This is a genomic window from Flavobacterium hydrophilum (assembly GCF_003202405.1).
In the GTDB taxonomy this organism is placed as follows: domain Bacteria; phylum Bacteroidota; class Bacteroidia; order Flavobacteriales; family Flavobacteriaceae; genus Flavobacterium; species Flavobacterium hydrophilum.
In genome coordinates this window covers 429,623-446,230 of the sequence record NZ_QJHL01000001.1, presented here as the reverse complement: position 1 = coordinate 446,230, position 16,608 = coordinate 429,623, and the positions used below count along the sequence as shown (strand labels likewise).

Here is a 16,608-nt window from a genome sequence, read left to right as displayed (position 1 = left end):
ATCGCAGTTGTTCTCAGCAACTGCTTTTTTTTTGATTTTAGTTCACTTTTACTGTCTTGTCATACACATTAAAGTTTAGGTTTGTGATATAATTTATTTGTTGTAAAACGCTTTCAAGCGAGGCATTTTTTTCGATAAATACCGTTATCGGAGCTGTTAAAACCGATTTATTTTCGAATTGAAATGTTACGCCGTATTTATACTGTAAAATGATAACGACCTGCTGAAGAGTGGCTTGATTTAAAGTAACATCTGAAGTATACCAGTTAATCAGCAATGATTTATCAACCTGAAGCCTGGTTAGTTTTTCGCCCTCAAACAAAGCTTCTTCATAAGGAACCAGGTCTATGCTCTGCCCTTTTGAAGTCACATTTACTTTTCCGGTTACCACAATCACTTCACATTTTGATTTTGATAACTGAATGTGAAATGAAGTTCCCAAAACCCTTGTTTTAATTTCTCCTGAAGTAATAATAAAAGGATGCTTTTTGTCTTTAGCAACTTCAAAAAATGCATTTCCTTTTACCAGAGAAACGTTTCTTTCGTCTCCTTCAAATTTTTCAGGATATTGAAATAATGAGTTTGCTGCCAGATAAATTTTCGAGCCATCACTTAATTTGATAGACTTGGGGACATCTGATGTTTTGAATGTGAGTTGCTTTTCATGGGCAACTCCTGGTTTGAATAAAAATCCTAAACCAACAAGAAAAAAAATACTGGCAGCAGCTATATATTTTAAATACGGTTTGAAGGTTTTCTTTTTCCCTATTCGAAATTGAATTCCTTCATATATATTTTGAGAAACTTTATTTGGGTTTCCCATTAAATTTTCATCCCATCTTGATTCCTGATATTCGTTTAAAGCAAAATCAGTAAGTAAATTTTCTTCTTTCTCAGAGGCTTTATTACGCAAACTTTTATCGATAAGATATTCTAAACTATGTTTTAATCTTTTTACCATAATACTTATTGTTACCTATAAGTACCGGAAAGCTAAAATCGTACTATCGCGAAATATTATGAAAACATGAACAGAAAGTTATCTTAAAAATTTTGATGCAAAATGATGTATGGAGCCAGCCAGGCCAGGTCTTTCAAGCCTTCACGCAATTGCTTCAGACCTGACGATATTTGGTTTTTAACTGTTTGTTTCGAGATTCCGAGTTCATCAGCGATTTGATCAATTGTCATATCCTGCATTTTGTACATTAGCAAAACCTCTTTCCTTTTTTCAGGAAGTTTGTCTAATAAGGAATAAAGCAAATCCATTACTTCCGGATCAATCGTCGAAAAGTGATCTATTACATAATCTTCGAATTTATCTTCGAGAATCGTCTTATCAAATCTGTTATTCTGGTAATGTTTAAAAACCTGATTTTTGACGGCCCTGAATAAATAAGGTTCGATGGCGTTTATTTCGACATCACTTTTTCTTTCCCATAAATCAACAAAAACATCCTGAACGATATTCTGTGCCAGGTCATTATCCTGAGTCATCGTATAGGAAAAAGCAGTTAGCTTTTTCCAGTATTGGGTATACGTTTTTTCAAAAATTTCAGGATTATTCATAGATTATCGGAGTGGTATTTTATGATGTAAAATAATAAAATGTAATACCAATGCTTTTTTCCTGAAGGTTATCTTTAAATTAAATAAAAACCTCTTTTGATGAAGAAATACTACTATTTTGACCCAAAAATGACAATCGATTACTGATTTCTTTTTTTTTATCTAACACGAAAATAGAATTCAGACTTTAATTTAGTCAGCTTTAATTCATCTTATAAATTGTCACCCTGAGCGGAGTCGAAGGGCTTTTAAGTCCAGAAAAGGGCTTCGACTCCGCTCAGCCTGACACCTGATCTTCGCACTTTAAAAATTTTAAATCATTTATCTTATTCCCTATCTTTATTAATACCTAATTATTTTCAAATTATGAAACGAATTCTGTTTACATTTTTAATTACCACAGCTGTAACCTACACTTCAACTGCACAAAGCGACGATCTAAAAATCAACCAATTGCAGGTTATTGGCTCGCACAACAGCTACAGACAGGCTATCGAAACTGATTTATATAATGTCATTCAGGCAAAAGATACTTCACGTTCACTAAAAGGTTTACAATACACGCATATCAGCATTACAGACCAGTTAAATAAAGGATTGAGAAATCTTGAAATTGATGTTGAGGCTGATTCCCAAGGTGGAAAATATGCGCATCCAAAAGGCTTGAATATTGCAAAATCGGACAAAGCTTACGACCCAAATGGCGAAATGAAAAAACCAGGGTTTAAAGTTTTTCATATGATTGATATCGATTTTAGAACATCTTGTTACACGTTTCAAAATTGCCTTGCTGAATTAAAAAAATGGTCAGATGCCAATCCGGATCACGTTCCGGTTTTTATTACGCTGGAACCAAAAGATGACGACAGTTTCTTAGGCACAAAAGCAGAGAAATTTACACCCGAATTGTTTGATGCTTTAGACAAAGAACTTCGTAAAGGCTTAGGAAATAAGTTAATCACACCCGATATGGTACGTGGAAAATACAAAACGCTGGAAGAAGCCGTTTTAAATAACAACTGGCCAACCCTTAAAAAAGCAAGAGGTAAATTTTTGTTTATTTTAGATAATAACGGAGCCAAAAGAGATTTGTATGCCTTAAACCATCCATCATTAAAAGGCAGAGCCGTTTTTATCAACGCCGAACCAGGAAAACCGGAAGCTGCAACTTTATTCAGAAACAATTCTGAAGATCCGACAATTACGGATTTAGTAAAAAAAGGCTACATCATCAGAACCAGAGCTGATTCTGACACCAAAGAAGCCAGAGCTAATGATTACACACATTTTAACGCTGCAAAAGCTTCAGGAGCCCAAGTCATTACTACCGATTATTACTTTCCGAGTACGTTTTTTGATTCTTCTTATGAGATAAAATATGAAGACGGGAGTTATGTGAGAACTAATCCGGTTACTGGAGGGAAATAGTTTCTGGTTTTATTTTTTTTCAGGTTTCAGGTTTTACGTTATTTAAAACCTGAAACCTGATTTTTTTGTTTCACGCAGATTTTGCAGATTCAGCAGATTTTATTCTCATTTTGTATCATTTCAATGAAGCAGACTGGAGCGAACAGACTAAGTAAATCACATCCGCTGCATCACACTGTTCGTTGCTCTCAGAATATGATTTCTCCTTACGTCGAAATGACAACTTTAAGGTTATTTGGATGTATTTAACAAAATTTTTATTGATTTTTAATTTTAAAATCTGCTGAAATCTGCCTAATCTGCGTGAAAAAAATTACCTCTCCTTATTAATAACACCCGTTTTCAAATCAACACTAAAATGATCTGCAGCAACTTCGTGCATGAATTTGTTGAATATAACAAAGAACAGTCTCATCTGTTTTTGCAAAGGAGTTTCTTTAGACGTATTTTCCAAAAACAACTTTGATAACACTTTGTATTGTTTCGCTCTTTCTGTCCCAACATCGGCAAGAGCCAGTTCATCGGCACTTCTGAAACGGTAAAAATCGATTAAAAGATCATATCCTGTCCAGTTGAAATCTTCTTTTTTAAGTTTGTTTTCAGACAAAATTTGTTCAGATTTAGCTTCAGCAGCCGCCCATTCCTTTTGAAATTGGGCTCTGTTTTTCAGAATAAAATCAAAATCCCGATCTGACTCGATGTTTGCTAAAACCAATAAATCTTTCGCAGAAATATTTCCTATAAAATCTTTGAACCCTTCAGGCCAGTCGTCTTTCAAAAAGCGTAGACGAACCAATTCTTTCAAATGAAAATCGGTAAAATCGTGGTAATTTTTGGTTTCTAAAATAGCTTTGTTCCAAATGTCTTTAGTTTTCTGACTTTCCAAAAACTGATACTCCATCTTATACAAATCGAAAAGTTCATTATAACGTTTTACTTTATCAATTGTGATGGTTTGAATATCGACTAAATTGTCTTTTTTAATCGTCAGTAATTTATAAGCCGGAATATACGCTGCCAAAGACGGCGTTTGAATATTGACCAAAGTATTTCCTTTTGCAGTTGTGCGAATTCCGGTGTCGTTGATGTGCATATGTCCGCCAAAATGAATTTTCAGCCCGGCATCGGCAAAAACCTGTGCAACTTCTTCAACCGGGACTCTGTTTAACTGCCATTTATTTGGTCCTAATAATTCTTTTATTTCAGCGGAAGCGTCATCATTAAAATCAATCATCGGGAAATGACTAAAAGCAATCAAAATTTTGCCTTGTTCTTTGGCCTGAGCCGAAATAACTTCAACCCATTTTATTAAATGTTTTTTGTTCGAAAGCACATTGTTATATCCCGTACTCGCTTCCGAATAATTTTTAGGATCTTTCGGATCTGCAGTTGCATTTTTCTTCGGAATATAAACATTGCCGTCAATAGCCATCAACCAGAGTCCTTCAATTGGTTCAACCACATAACTTACATCAGGAACTTCGTAACCCGGTGCAACTTCATAAACCCTTTTTGACAATGCAGCTTCTTGTAAAGCCTTATCATAACTATAATTCTGATTGTTATAAGTCGAAAAAGGTGTTGCCCAGAATTTGTGTTTTTTATCGGGATAAAAACCAAAATGCTGCAAGCCATCCGTGATTCCCAAATACCCCATTTTTGCAATATCGGCAGTTACAACAACCGGATTTTCAATAATTAAATTCGGTTGATACATTCTGTCTTTGCTGAAAATGGGCTGACTTTTTCCGTCTTTTCCTAAAAAATCTTCTTTACCGGATTCTTGTGCAAAAGGCCCAACAGGATCATGGTTTCCGGTTGTGATAAAAAATTCAATGCCGTATTTTTTTTGATATTGGTTCAGAATTTCTTCTAATCCACGAACATGAATGGGCTGGCCATCATCCGTATAATCTCCAGGCAGCGCTACATATTTAATCTTTCGTTTTGCAATATCATCCAGAGCGGCGATAAAAGCAAAATAATTTTCATTAAAAATTCGGGTTGAATGCAATTGAGAAGCCATCGTTCTCAGTAAAGTGTATTTTCCTGTTTTCGGATTCAAAATCCCCTGATAATCGTTATCTGAAAATTTTCCAAACAAATCCTGCAAGTGCACATCAGATAAAAAAGCAACATGAACGCCATTTGATTTTGACTGTTTCTGTCCTGAAACAGTGACATTGAAGCAAAGCAACAACAGTATTAAAAAACAAGTAGAATTACTGTATTTATAGGAAGGTAGGTGTTTTAAAATCATAGATTAATCTTTCTAAAATTAGCTGCAATTTTATAGATTTAAACCTTAAACACATTTACCGTATTGTTATGGAATGATAAAATCTCAGATTCCTCAACAACTTAAAACTTATGAATCAACGGGCAATTTCAAACATTACAATGATTTGTGTGCCTTTTCCGGCTTCGGACCGAATATCCAGATTCCCTTTTAAAGAATTTGTTCTTTCTTTAATATTACTAAGACCAATGCCTTTTTTTGCAGCATTCATATCAAATCCGATACCATCATCAATAATCGATAATTTTAAAATTTTATCTTCTAATAATTGAATTTTAACTTCTACATTTAATGCTTTTGAATATTTATGAATGTTTAAAAGCGCTTCCTGAATTATCCGATATAAATTTATTTTATAGATATTCTGAACTTGCTCCCAATCAAAATTTTCTTCAATACTATAATTGAATTTTGCCCTGCTCAGCCCATTTTGATTTGCAATTAAATTGGATAACAACGTATTAAAATCGCTGCCTTCAAAGAAAGAATCACGGCTCAAATCGTGAGAAATTGTTCTGATTTCTCTTTCAATATTTTGTAGTTCAAGGATATATTCTTTTCTTTTTTCAATTGATTTATCATCGAATTTTGTATTAAAGAACCCTAAGTTCATCCTGACTCCATAAAGTTTATTCATAACCCCATCATGCAGTTCTCTGGCAATTTTGTTTTTTTCTTCTTCCTTTGCTGTATTGATAATTTCATTCTGCTCACTCAAAAGCTGGTATATTTCGTCGCTGTCATTTTGTTGCTGCTTTACAAACCGCAGTTCCTTATTTTTATATTTCAGATAAACAAAAACAAAAATTGACGACAGAATTAAGAAAATAACAAATGAAGAAATTAAAATATAAAAATTCTTTCTGGTCAAAACTTTATTCTGATTTTCAACAATAATTGTTTCATATTCTATTCTGGCATATTTGTTACTAATTCTGCTTCGAATACTGTTTATACTGTCACTAATGTCTATGTAACGATTCGCATAAAATATTTTTTTTCTGTTATCTATTTTTGTCAGTAACCTGAGTGTTTTTAAAATATCATTTGTATAATTCATTCCAACCGAAGTCGTGTAAGCCTCTTTTAAGTTTTTTAACGATTTTAAGGTATCTTTTTGGGTGAGATAAAACTCTCCTAAATAAATTTTCTTATAGATAGCATCAGAAGTATACCCAAGACTATCCACTATTTTTAAAGACTCCAAAAACATAAATTCTACATCTTTATACTCTTTGTTTTTCATTTTTGAGTATGCTAAATTCGAAAGTACACTAGCATACATACGAGGCCATTTTTTTTTCAGATCTTCTGTCAAAACAGCACTTAACTCTTTGATTGACTTTGAATATTCGCCCTTTAAATCATACAAATTACAAATATTAATTACTGAAGACACATTAAAATTATTAACCTCATCACTGTCTAAATTATTCCTCTTCATCACTTTTAAATTTCCCAGTGCATATTGATGGTATTTTAAAGCCTGTTCATACATGAAAAGTTTTTCTAAACAATTACCCATTAAGGTATTACATGAATACAGAAGTTTGACATCATTCGAGTCTTTTAAATAATTGAGCCCTTTAGTTAATTCAACTTCACATTCAACAAAATTGCCGTCATAAAACAAAACATATGCTTTATTAAAATGCATTCTGCCTACTTTTTCGTAGTCTTCAATTAATGTATAAATTTTTTGCGCCTGTAAATAATAGTAATAAGCACTGTCTTTTTGCGAATTTTCATAACAATCTCCAATAAAATAAAGCGATTTGGCTATTCTGGAACTATCCTTTGCTTCTCTGGATAATTTTAGTGCAATCTCACTTGAAGTAAATGATTTTCTGATATTGTTTAAGTAATAGTATTCTTCTCCGGCTTTTAAATATAAATTTCTGCTAACTGAATCATTACTTTCATTATTTAATGATGTTACAATTGAATCTAAGTATTTTTCTTTTTCAATATTTGAAATTTTACGAAAATATACTTCATTAAAATTAAAATGATTCCCGGCGTGTGTTTTTAACGGTTTTCTCTCAGATAAAATAACTGTGACTGCTATAATTAGCAGAATAAATGGAATATAAAATTTATATATATATTTCAAAATAGTCATTTATAGATTCTCTTCAAATATATACCAAATAAAAAAGACTATAACACTTAAAGCAGTTATAGTCTTCAATAAATTAGCTAAAATCTGTTATTTCCTTTTAGGATTACTTAGTTTTAGGATTACTTGGTTCTCCATCTTCCGGTGTTTGCAGTGTCTGAACTGACTTATTCAATTCAACTTTCTCAGTTTTTGCCTTGCTTATGGTTGTAACTTCCTGATCTTCATCATTTGTACAAGAGAAAGTTAATGAGATAAGAACAGCAAAAAGGATGTAATGTAATTTCGTTTTCATAGTATTTATATTTTATGTTTTTGCAAAAAAACATTCAAAAAAAATGTGTTTTTTACGGTTTTACCGTAACATTAATTATTTTTACATAAACTCTCATAAAATGCCACTTAATATCCTGATTGTTGATGATCATCCTATGACTGTAGATAGTTATGCTAACCTACTGTCTGATGAGTGTTTTGAAACATTAGACCCTTTTTTTATAAAAATGTATGATTGTGAAACTGCTTACAATAAAATACTGCTTCTTGACAAACAAAATGCAAAAATTGATTTTGCAATACTTGATATTAATTTACCTCCCTATCCTGAATTAAATATTTTCAATGGTATTGATTTGGCTTTAACAATTAGAAAAACGCATCCAAATTGCAAAATTTTGTTATTGACCATGCATACGGAAGTTTTTATAGTAAACAGAATTATAAAAAATATCATACCTGATGGATTTATTTCTAAAAGTGAAGTCAATTTTGAAACATTTCCTATGATATGCAAAAAAATTTTATCGGGAGAAATCATTTATAGTGATCAAATTATAAAGTCTCAAAAAAAAATGGCGCAAAAGAATTTAGATTGGGATGAATATGATACTCAAATTCTGATTTTACTTTCTCAGGGTATTAAAACGGTTAGTATGCCCAACCATATCCCCTTATCGATGAGCGCAATAGAAAAAAGAAAAGCGAATATTAAAAGTCATTTATTATTAGAAAAAGGAGGAGATACAGAACTGATAAACAAGGCAAGGCAATTGGGGCTTTTGTAAATCATTATTTTTATGTATAATCTTTATATGTTGGCATGATAGCTAAACAATAGTTTTAGAGAAATGGCAAATTTTGCTCATTATATAATCCGTTAGTATATAAGAATTAATTAATTTTTATATTTGATGATTAAAATACTAAAATGAGCGAAAAAACGAAACCGTATGCCTTAATTACCGGCGCCAGCAAAGGCATTGGGAAATCTATTGCTTATGAATTGGCTAAACAGGGTTATCCAATATTGCTTGTAGCAAGAAGTAGAGAGGAGTTAAAAACACTATCTGATGATCTTCAGGTTAAATACGGAATCAACGCTCCTTTTTTATCGATTGATCTTTCGGTAAACGGTGCATCGCTAAAAGTAACCGATTGGATAAAAATAAATAATTATCCTGTTGGCTTTTTGGTTAATAATGCCGGTTATGGGGTGTGGGGCGATTTCAGTCAGTCTTCTCTAACCGATCAGCTTGGCATGATGCGGCTGAACATGAATGTAGTAGTTGAACTTTCACATTTATTAATCCCTATACTTTTACAAGAAAAACAAGCCTACATTTTAAATATATCGAGTACTGCTGCCTACCAGGCTGTACCTACACTTGCTGTTTATTCGGCCACAAAGGCTTTTGTTTTATCCTTTACCCGCGCCTTGCGTTTTGAACTTGCCCAAACTTCCATTTCAGTAACCTGCTTTAGTCCGGGACCTGTTGCTACCGGTTTTGCTGAAAGAGCTGGTTTAAGTGCTTTAAACAAAATGGCTGAAAAGTTTAATATGCAGCCTGATAAAGTTGCAAAAATGGCTGTAAAAGCCATGTTCAGCAAAAAATCAGAAGTTATTCCGGGTTTTACAAATATCATTTCGGTTTATGCCAACCGCATACTACCAAAGGCTTTCATCGAAAAAACGGCAGCAGGAATTTATAAAATTTAATTTTTTTTCAAAAAAAATAAAAAAATATTCTTTGCAAATGAAAAATTATATTACATTTGCAATGTCTACTAATTCGATAGAACATGTATAATAAAAGAAAAATGTTTAATTTTACTAAAAGCGGTATGCACGCAAAGATGCGAATGTGTTGCTGTTGTTGTTGCTGTTGCTAAACTTTTAGAAAAAATTCAAACTTATTATTTCATTTATTAAATATATATATCATGGCATCTTCATATAAAACATTTACACTTGCTAATCAATTAACTGATGAGCAGATCAACTTTTTTAACCAACATGGTTTTATCCACTTCAAAAAATTTATAAATCCGGAAACAGTTTCATCCATCATTGATGCCTCGAAAGAAGTACAGCAAAAATGGATTGACAACGACCTTCAAAAAGTAAATGGTGTTCCTATTAAATATGGAAAAGATTTAGACGGCTCCCCTATTGTACAGCGTTTTGCTTTTATCAATCAGCATCATCAAACCCTAAGCGGTCTCTTACTTGATCCAAGATTTAATGGGTTATTACCATTGGCAGGCGAAGGCGCAAGATTAGGCACTGAAGAAAAAGACGGAATGGTTTTCAATCATTATATCAATGGTCCGGAAAGTAAGTTTGCCAAAATGGGCTGGCATACAGATGGTTTGAGAGATATTTTTTATGGTGCAAAATTAAACCCGATGTTAAATGTGGGCATCCACTTAAGCACTTTAAAACCAGAAAACGGCGGTCTTAAAATCATTCCCGGTACTCACAAACAAAGTGTTTATCAAATGCTTTTCCGTAAAAAGTACTTTTTAGACCATAAAGCCGATCCAGAGGAGATTTCCATCACTCCGGAAGCTGGAGATTTAACCATTCACGATGGCCGTTTGTGGCACAGAGTTGCAGAATCATCTATCCGTGGCGAAGAAAGCAGAAGAAGAGTTATTTATATTCCAATCATAGCTGGAAAATACGCTCCTAAAGATGAAAATAGCCCAACGGTTTTTTATCAACGTTTTGCAGGCATTGTTAAATAATTATCCTATTTATCTATGCTTATTATCATCGCATATAGTTATCTGGTTAGATCAGGTAGGCTAAAAAGTACCACAGATTTTCTTAAAAATACGCTAAGAAAAATAAAATTAAAAATTACAAAACTAGAATTGGGCTATTAATGGGAACAGAAACACAAGTAGCAGATTATAGTGCAATTGTACAAAGAACATTTTCAGACCGCAAGCGGACTAATATTTTAAAAAGAGCAGAACAGTTAACGATTGTATTTTTGCTTCCAAAAGTACCTAAATTCATTTCGCCAAACTTGCTCACCTTAATTGGTACGCTTGGTTCGGGATTCGTTTTTTTAGCTTTTGTTTTAGGTTCTTATTTAGCGAATTGGTATTTGCTTTTGGGTATTCTTGGATTAGCTGTAAACTGGTTAGGCGATTCTTTAGACGGAAGACTGGCATATTACAGAAATATTCCACGCCGTTGGTATGGTTTTGCACTCGATATTATTGCCGACTGGATTGGTATTGTACTCATAGGCTTTGGCTACTACATCTATGCTGAAAACGGCACGCAAATAGTAGCCTTTGCTTTTGTTGCGTTGTATGGCTGGTCTATCATCATCAGCCAGTTGCGCTACAAAATCACAAATGAATACAGTATAGATTCCGGCTTTGTTGGTCCAACAGAACTTAGATTTATTATTGCTTTCATTTTAATTACAGAAGTTTTATATCAGGGATCAATTGCCTATTTGGCTGGCTCAATTACTATTGTTTTACTTATAATCAACACGATAGACAGCTTTAAGCTTTTAAAGCTGGGTGATTTGAAAGATAAAAACCAGGATTGATATGTTCAGGAAAAAATCCGTTTTGACTTTTCTAAAAGCACAAGTTGCGGCATTTTTAGGCGGTATTACAGATTATGGGGTAATGATTTTATTAACAGAAATATTTAAACTGCATTTCACCTTCTCCATTCTCATCTCCGGTACTGTTGGCGCCATCATCAATTTCAGCATCAATAGATTTTGGGTTTTTAAAAATCAATCCAATTACAGCAGCCACATCAATAGTCAGCTTTTTAAATTTGCGTTGGTTGTGTTGGGAAGTATTTCTTTAAAATCATTTGGTACGCTTATTTTTCAAAAACTGTTTCAAATCGATTACAGAATCGGAAGACTAATAACGGATTTGTTTGTTTCATATGGTTTTAATTACCCACTGATTAAATATTGGGTTTTTAGGATAAACGAAAAACAAAACGCAATTCAGTCAAATTAGTTAGAAGCTGATCTCGATTATTAATTCCTGGAGCACAAGATTTGCGTGTTTTTAAAAGATTGGTCCCGCTATTCGTTGCACACGAGCGATAGCGAACTGACGAAGTAATCTTATTGCCCGAACCCCGGGCAATAAGGATTTACACTGCACACGAGCGAAGCGAACTGGCGAAGCAATCGGGGCTAAGAGACAACATTCTGCTTGTTTACAATAATCCAAAAAAAGAAAAATTAAGATTCGCTATGAATAAATCATCACTTAAACATGTTACAAAATCACTAATCGTTATAATGATCTTAGTAACTATAATTTCCGGAAATCTATTGGCACAATCCAAAAATCCATCGCCGTTAAGTTTTCCAACGCCTAAAAACATCGATAATATGTTATTTTATGTTCAGCGGGACCCGAATATAAACACTGCTATTTATTCTATAAACTATGAGGAAAACGGAAAAATAAACAAAAGCAATCCTATAAAAGCGTACTGGATTCGATATGCGGAGAAAGGAGTAAAAAAAGATTTTAGTTATATACAACGTAAATTTGCCTACGGAATAGAAAGTAAAGCCATAAATAATGAGGACTTTGAGCTTCAATTTGTATCCTATAAAAAGCTACCCTTAACCTTGAAAAAGATAGATCAAAAATATCATGTTTTTGTAAATATAAATCAGAAAAAAATACAGGTAGAAAAAATATTTGTGCGTATTGAAGGAGGCTCTTTTTGGTTACCAAATGTCAAGTATGCCGAAGTTACCGGAATTGATACTGCCTCAAATAAAACAATTACTGAAAGGATGTTGTTGAAATAAAATCCGGTATAAAATTTTCTATAATTAATATAGCCTTAAACTGAGTTTTTATTTCTTTCATACATATTTCTTTGTGCTTTTATTAATATAAATTTCCTGAAAAAATCCGATATTTTAGATTTTGTTAGAGGTTTGTAAGCTTTGAAATAGATACAGCTTTTATAGAATTACTATATTTTTTCACTCCTGAAGCAAACATTCCACCACATTGATCAAGTAAATCACATTTGTTGCATTCATCAAAATAAATATTCTTCCAATCAGAAATTGATTTACGGGAATATTCCCAGAGGTTTTCAGATAATGTACAAAGTTGAGCATTATATATAGAGACGTTCATTCCAAAATCTGAGAGATATGTCACTGCGTCGTTTAATTCTTCTTGATAATCAATTGGATCAATCCATAGTTTATCTATATTGAAGGAAGTGTAACCTTCATGTTCCAACCCCATAAATGCGATATGTTCAACAAAAGGCATATTTTTATATATGAATTTTGCCAGTTTTGCCAATCTAGGAATTGTTTGCTTATGCAGAACAATCCTAATTTCTATCCTTTGTCCATATTTAGCAAGATTATAAATACCCTTAACTGTCTGATTAAATGCATCTTTTGCCTGAACTATGTAATCATGGATATGATAAACATCCGCATATAATGGAATAGCTAACATTAATCTTTTATTATCTATTTCTCCAACTTTTTGCGCAACATTTTCCCATGCGAAAGATCTTCCATTGGTTAAACAATGAATTTCAGTTTCAGGAAGTTGTTCTTTCAATTGATTTAACAACTTCAAGAATCTATTTCCAAGTAAAGTTGGTTCTCCACCAGTTATTCCAATTTCTAAGCAATCTTTAGGAATTAAAGGAATCGCCTGAATGTACTGATTAAAAAAATATTCAGTATCATCCCTGTCTTTTGGTGGTTGGGAACACATTAAGCAATTACTGTTGCAGCGTTCTGTAAAAAGTAGAAAATTGTGATTTGAATTGACACGGTAAATCGTGTTTACAATACCATCAGTATTGATTATAATGATATCACCTTCATTTAGATGATCTAAGTTTTTAATTGAGTGAATTAATGGAATTTCTAAGGAAGAAATAATTTTGTTAGTGGATAGAACGGCTTTAAACCTATACCAATCTTTACTAAAAATATTTTCAGAAATAAGAATTTCATATCCTATATTTTCAGGAAATCTTGTAACTCTACCAATTATTGGAGCATCAATATCGTATGTATTTCCTTTAGTTTTAAGTATCATTCGCTATGTCCTGTTATCCAGCTTCTAAAAATTTTTTCAATAGATTCATCTTCCATTAGATTAAAGAGATAACGAATAATCTCCATGTTCTTCTGACAAAATACATTTGTTGGACGATAACCGTACATATTTCCCTGAGTAGCATAATTTAGGACAGGGTCAGCTCCGCAGTAGGCCTGAAATGCACATTCAGAGCAACCTGCTAAAGATTCATTTGTCCAATTTTCTGCAATATCCATTGCTTTTTCGCCATAAAAAATATCGTTATAACTGCTTTGACCTAATACCCCAAGCTGAAAAGTAAAATCATTCATTTCTGCCAACATTCTAGCTTCATCGGAGGCATAAATTTTACCATCATAATTAAATACTATTACATTATTGATCATCCCAGCTGGCGATTGGAGGTCTACATAGCCAACAGGAAAAGGTGTAAGGATTTTTTTTAAAATTACAGTAGCATAATCTTCCCGTATGTAATATCCTTTTTTGTTATAATCTATTATTCTATCAAATGCAGTTTTGTAAAAGTTTAAGAATTTTTCTGTTTGATATTTATTTTTCTTTTCATTATATGTAGCAAAACCATATGGGCTTATTGGACGTAGAAAGATATTTCTAAAACCCTGTTGAACATATTCATCAACAATTTCACCAGGATAATCTAGTGATAAATTTGTAGTTGTAAGTAATGCTGAAATATTATCTTCACCTAACGCTTCACGACATTTTTCTAATCCTTGAATAGTTAATTCATAGCTGTTACGTTGAGGGCGATGTCTGTTTTGATTATGAATAAAGGCTGGCCCATCTAAAGAAGATGAAATCATGATATTGTGTTCTTTTATAAAAGGAAGCATATCATCACTAAGGGGGGCAAGATTTGTACATATAACAAATGTGATGTTTTTTTGATGTAGAATAGCCTCCTCTTTAGCCCTTTTTACAGCATACTCGATATTGTTGAAAGCAAGAAGAGCTTCTCCACCTTGAAATTCCATGGTAATATATGGATTAGGTGATTGCATCATTATTTTTATGCCTTCATCAATATTATATAAAGACATATCAAATTGATCTTTGTTTTCTGTTACTCTAGAAACCTGGCAATAATGACAAGTGTGTTCACATCTAAGTGATATAACAAAAATATGCAGTGCGGTAAAATGCTCTAGAAATGATTTTTTGGTTCTATAACGGGCTTCTAACACATTTAAAAGTATGGGTATGGGATCTTCTGAAATAAAGAAATTACTTATTAGATCAAAGTAAAGCTCTTCATCATCAATTTTGGAGATTTTTTTCAGTATTATTTTTTCTGCTGTTCCAATCGGCACAATTAGAAAATCTCCGACTTCATTCACTAAAATTTCTTTTTGGAAATTAATTTTTTGAAATCTAAATGGCAAAAGAAAATAATTGCTTACTTCATTTTTATAATAATCAATTTCTTTGAATTTTCTATTTTTCTTTTGTATTACTGAAACCATAATTAATCAAAAATTAGTTGGGTCAAACCCTATTGGGTCAGATATTTCAGTTAAGGGATTATCATCAGATTCAAAATGTGCAAAGGCTTTTGCGATTAAAAGCTCTCTTATATTTTTTGTTTCTTTAGTTACGATATCACGCAGTTTGAAATCAATTAAATCCTGTTTAATTTTTACTAATAATTCGTTGTGATTTATTGAATCTAATTTGGAAGTAATGTTTATCAAAAACATTGAGTCTATTTTATTTATATCAATATTAAAATCAGCCCCATACCAGTAAAAACATTTATAAACCACATCCTCACTATAAATTTCTTCATTCAATGAAAAATGCAATTCGTTATTAAGCTTTATAATGTCTTTCATGATTTTAATTTAATCTTCAAAAGAGTTATTCCTGATACACGGCCATCAGGCTTAAGTTCATTATCATTTTGAAATTTTATAACTGCTTTTTCCGTGCGATCGCCAAAATATTCAGAAATAATAATATCATAGCCAAGTTTTGCTAAAAGTTTTTGAAGCTGCTCTACATCAGCACCTTGACAGCCTTTATATAATACTCTATCACCAAGATTCATTACTATTGATGGAGTCTTTTCATAATTTGTATCATATAATGTATTTATTTCATTTGTAGTTGTCGGTGCTTTTTTTGTTGGTGTTGATACGGAAGAATTTGAAACTCTGGAAGTATTATTTCCACTACTTGATGTTGTAGTAGGCGTATATGTTGCAGGCGGGGTTGTCGGAGTAGAATAACCTGAGCTATAGGAAGAAGAGTAGTGAGAAGAGTGGCTTCTATGGGAACTGTGACTTCTATGTGAACTGTGGCTTCTATGTAGTAAAAGCATGTGTCCTGCTTCTGGATTTGACATGTTTAATTTCAAAACTAATTTTGGCTTTAACTTATTTGTGTTTGCAGACTCATTATAGCCATGATCAATATTTTCTAAAGTACTAATATTATTTGCTTGTGTAGATTGTATTGAGGACAATGCAGCAACTGCAATTGATAACGATTTGTTGACTAAGTTTTTTAAACCTTTGAAATCACTCATTTTTGTTTTTATTGGTTATTAAATATCTACTCAGTTAGAAATTTTGCGTATTAGCAAATATATAAGAATTATTTTTTAATATTTTACGGAAAAACGTAATGGGTAAATTTATTTAATAGATACAAAAATATTAATTATGAATTATAATACAATAAGTAGAAACACCTGATAATTAGGCAATGATAATGTTTTTACTTAATTTTTGATAAGCTTTTGTTTTGATTTAGTAGCGATAAGAAGATGTTTAGTGCTTAATTCAATAAA

16 protein-coding genes are annotated in these 16,608 nt (G+C 32.3%); 7 read left to right on the top strand and 9 right to left on the bottom strand.

Features of this window, described 5'->3' with window-relative positions:
- Positions 1 to 37: 37 nt before the first annotated feature.
- Together DMB68_RS02005 and DMB68_RS02000 are read right to left on the bottom strand one after the other, a co-directional pair.
- Positions 38 to 961, bottom strand: a complete 924-nt coding sequence (locus DMB68_RS02005; protein WP_110345001.1) for a FecR family protein — start codon at positions 959 to 961, stop codon at positions 38 to 40.
- 83 nt (positions 962 to 1,044) lie between these two features.
- Positions 1,045 to 1,569 carry an RNA polymerase sigma-70 factor gene (locus tag DMB68_RS02000; RefSeq protein WP_110345000.1) on the bottom strand — a complete coding sequence of 175 codons (525 nt, stop codon included), beginning with the start codon at positions 1,567 to 1,569 and terminating at the stop codon, positions 1,045 to 1,047.
- Between the two features lie 366 nt (positions 1,570 to 1,935).
- Here DMB68_RS02000 and DMB68_RS01995 point away from each other — a divergent pair, with 366 nt between their 5' ends.
- Positions 1,936 to 2,997: a phosphatidylinositol-specific phospholipase C1-like protein gene (locus tag DMB68_RS01995; protein ID WP_110344999.1), complete on the top strand. Its 1,062-nt coding sequence runs from the start codon at positions 1,936 to 1,938 to the stop codon at positions 2,995 to 2,997.
- Positions 2,998 to 3,310: 313 nt separating this feature from the next.
- On the opposite strand, the gene DMB68_RS01990 is transcribed toward DMB68_RS01995, so the two are convergent.
- The 3 genes from DMB68_RS01990 to DMB68_RS01980 form a co-directional block, all read right to left on the bottom strand.
- Entirely contained in the window at positions 3,311 to 5,257 is a 1,947-nt protein-coding gene (locus tag DMB68_RS01990) for a metallophosphoesterase family protein (protein WP_110344998.1), read from the bottom strand.
- 115 nt (positions 5,258 to 5,372) lie between these two features.
- On the bottom strand, positions 5,373 to 7,409 hold the full coding sequence (locus tag DMB68_RS01985; protein WP_165830075.1) for a tetratricopeptide repeat-containing sensor histidine kinase: 2,037 nt from the start codon (positions 7,407 to 7,409) through the stop codon (positions 5,373 to 5,375).
- A gap of 112 nt (positions 7,410 to 7,521) precedes the next feature.
- Complete coding sequence (locus DMB68_RS01980; protein WP_110344996.1) at positions 7,522 to 7,710, bottom strand: hypothetical protein; 189 nt, start codon at positions 7,708 to 7,710, stop codon at positions 7,522 to 7,524.
- A 100-nt stretch (positions 7,711 to 7,810) separates the two neighbouring features.
- Between DMB68_RS01980 and DMB68_RS01975 the strand changes: the two genes are divergently transcribed.
- The 6 genes from DMB68_RS01975 (at position 7,811) to DMB68_RS01950 (ending at position 12,517) form a co-directional block, all read left to right on the top strand.
- On the top strand, positions 7,811 to 8,479 hold the full coding sequence (locus tag DMB68_RS01975; RefSeq protein ID WP_110344995.1) for a response regulator: 669 nt from the start codon (positions 7,811 to 7,813) through the stop codon (positions 8,477 to 8,479).
- A 143-nt stretch (positions 8,480 to 8,622) separates the two neighbouring features.
- Positions 8,623 to 9,411, top strand: a complete 789-nt coding sequence (locus tag DMB68_RS01970; protein ID WP_110344994.1) for an SDR family NAD(P)-dependent oxidoreductase — start codon at positions 8,623 to 8,625, stop codon at positions 9,409 to 9,411.
- A gap of 224 nt (positions 9,412 to 9,635) precedes the next feature.
- Entirely contained in the window at positions 9,636 to 10,442 is an 807-nt protein-coding gene (locus DMB68_RS01965) for a phytanoyl-CoA dioxygenase family protein (RefSeq protein ID WP_110344993.1), read from the top strand.
- A 140-nt stretch (positions 10,443 to 10,582) separates the two neighbouring features.
- Positions 10,583 to 11,269 carry a CDP-alcohol phosphatidyltransferase family protein gene (locus DMB68_RS01960; RefSeq protein ID WP_110344992.1) on the top strand — a complete coding sequence of 229 codons (687 nt, stop codon included), beginning with the start codon at positions 10,583 to 10,585 and terminating at the stop codon, positions 11,267 to 11,269.
- A gap of 1 nt (position 11,270) precedes the next feature.
- Entirely contained in the window at positions 11,271 to 11,702 is a 432-nt protein-coding gene (locus DMB68_RS01955; protein ID WP_110344991.1) for a GtrA family protein, read from the top strand.
- 242 nt (positions 11,703 to 11,944) lie between these two features.
- Positions 11,945 to 12,517: a DUF4833 domain-containing protein gene (locus DMB68_RS01950; protein WP_110344990.1), complete on the top strand. Its 573-nt coding sequence runs from the start codon at positions 11,945 to 11,947 to the stop codon at positions 12,515 to 12,517.
- Between the two features lie 124 nt (positions 12,518 to 12,641).
- On the opposite strand, the gene hxsC is transcribed toward DMB68_RS01950, so the two are convergent.
- From hxsC to DMB68_RS23540, 4 genes are read right to left on the bottom strand one after another with little or no spacing between them, the layout of a single operon-like run.
- Entirely contained in the window at positions 12,642 to 13,790 is a 1,149-nt protein-coding gene (gene hxsC, locus DMB68_RS01945; RefSeq protein WP_110344989.1) for a His-Xaa-Ser system radical SAM maturase HxsC, read from the bottom strand.
- A complete protein-coding gene (gene hxsB, locus DMB68_RS01940) occupies positions 13,787 to 15,280 on the bottom strand; it encodes a His-Xaa-Ser system radical SAM maturase HxsB (protein ID WP_110344988.1) in 1,494 nt (497 codons plus the stop codon). Before hxsB ends, hxsC begins: the two co-directional genes overlap by 4 nt.
- A gap of 6 nt (positions 15,281 to 15,286) precedes the next feature.
- Positions 15,287 to 15,649 carry a His-Xaa-Ser system protein HxsD gene (gene hxsD / locus DMB68_RS01935; protein WP_110344987.1) on the bottom strand — a complete coding sequence of 121 codons (363 nt, stop codon included), beginning with the start codon at positions 15,647 to 15,649 and terminating at the stop codon, positions 15,287 to 15,289.
- On the bottom strand, positions 15,646 to 16,344 hold the full coding sequence (locus tag DMB68_RS23540) for a peptidoglycan-binding domain-containing protein (protein WP_196783669.1): 699 nt from the start codon (positions 16,342 to 16,344) through the stop codon (positions 15,646 to 15,648). The genes hxsD and DMB68_RS23540 overlap by 4 nt, the downstream gene beginning before the upstream one ends.
- Between the last annotated feature and the right edge of the window lie 264 nt (positions 16,345 to 16,608).

Bases quoted from the DNA above. Each gene is read 5' to 3' on its own strand.
- DMB68_RS02005 (WP_110345001.1), bottom strand. From the start codon at position 961: ATGGTAAAAAGATTAAAACATAGTTTAGAATATCTTATCGATAAAAGT.
- DMB68_RS02000 (WP_110345000.1), bottom strand. From the start codon at position 1,569: ATGAATAATCCTGAAATTTTTGAAAAAACGTATACCCAATACTGGAAA.
- DMB68_RS01995 (WP_110344999.1), top strand. From the start codon at position 1,936: ATGAAACGAATTCTGTTTACATTTTTAATTACCACAGCTGTAACCTAC.
- DMB68_RS01990 (WP_110344998.1), bottom strand. From the start codon at position 5,257: ATGATTTTAAAACACCTACCTTCCTATAAATACAGTAATTCTACTTGT.
- DMB68_RS01980 (WP_110344996.1), bottom strand. From the start codon at position 7,710: ATGAAAACGAAATTACATTACATCCTTTTTGCTGTTCTTATCTCATTA.
- DMB68_RS01975 (WP_110344995.1), top strand. From the start codon at position 7,811: ATGCCACTTAATATCCTGATTGTTGATGATCATCCTATGACTGTAGAT.
- DMB68_RS01970 (WP_110344994.1), top strand. From the start codon at position 8,623: ATGAGCGAAAAAACGAAACCGTATGCCTTAATTACCGGCGCCAGCAAA.
- DMB68_RS01965 (WP_110344993.1), top strand. From the start codon at position 9,636: ATGGCATCTTCATATAAAACATTTACACTTGCTAATCAATTAACTGAT.
- DMB68_RS01960 (WP_110344992.1), top strand. From the start codon at position 10,583: ATGGGAACAGAAACACAAGTAGCAGATTATAGTGCAATTGTACAAAGA.
- DMB68_RS01955 (WP_110344991.1), top strand. From the start codon at position 11,271: ATGTTCAGGAAAAAATCCGTTTTGACTTTTCTAAAAGCACAAGTTGCG.
- DMB68_RS01950 (WP_110344990.1), top strand. From the start codon at position 11,945: ATGAATAAATCATCACTTAAACATGTTACAAAATCACTAATCGTTATA.
- hxsC (WP_110344989.1), bottom strand. From the start codon at position 13,790: ATGATACTTAAAACTAAAGGAAATACATACGATATTGATGCTCCAATA.
- hxsB (WP_110344988.1), bottom strand. From the start codon at position 15,280: ATGGTTTCAGTAATACAAAAGAAAAATAGAAAATTCAAAGAAATTGAT.
- hxsD (WP_110344987.1), bottom strand. From the start codon at position 15,649: ATGAAAGACATTATAAAGCTTAATAACGAATTGCATTTTTCATTGAAT.
- DMB68_RS23540 (WP_196783669.1), bottom strand. From the start codon at position 16,344: ATGAGTGATTTCAAAGGTTTAAAAAACTTAGTCAACAAATCGTTATCA.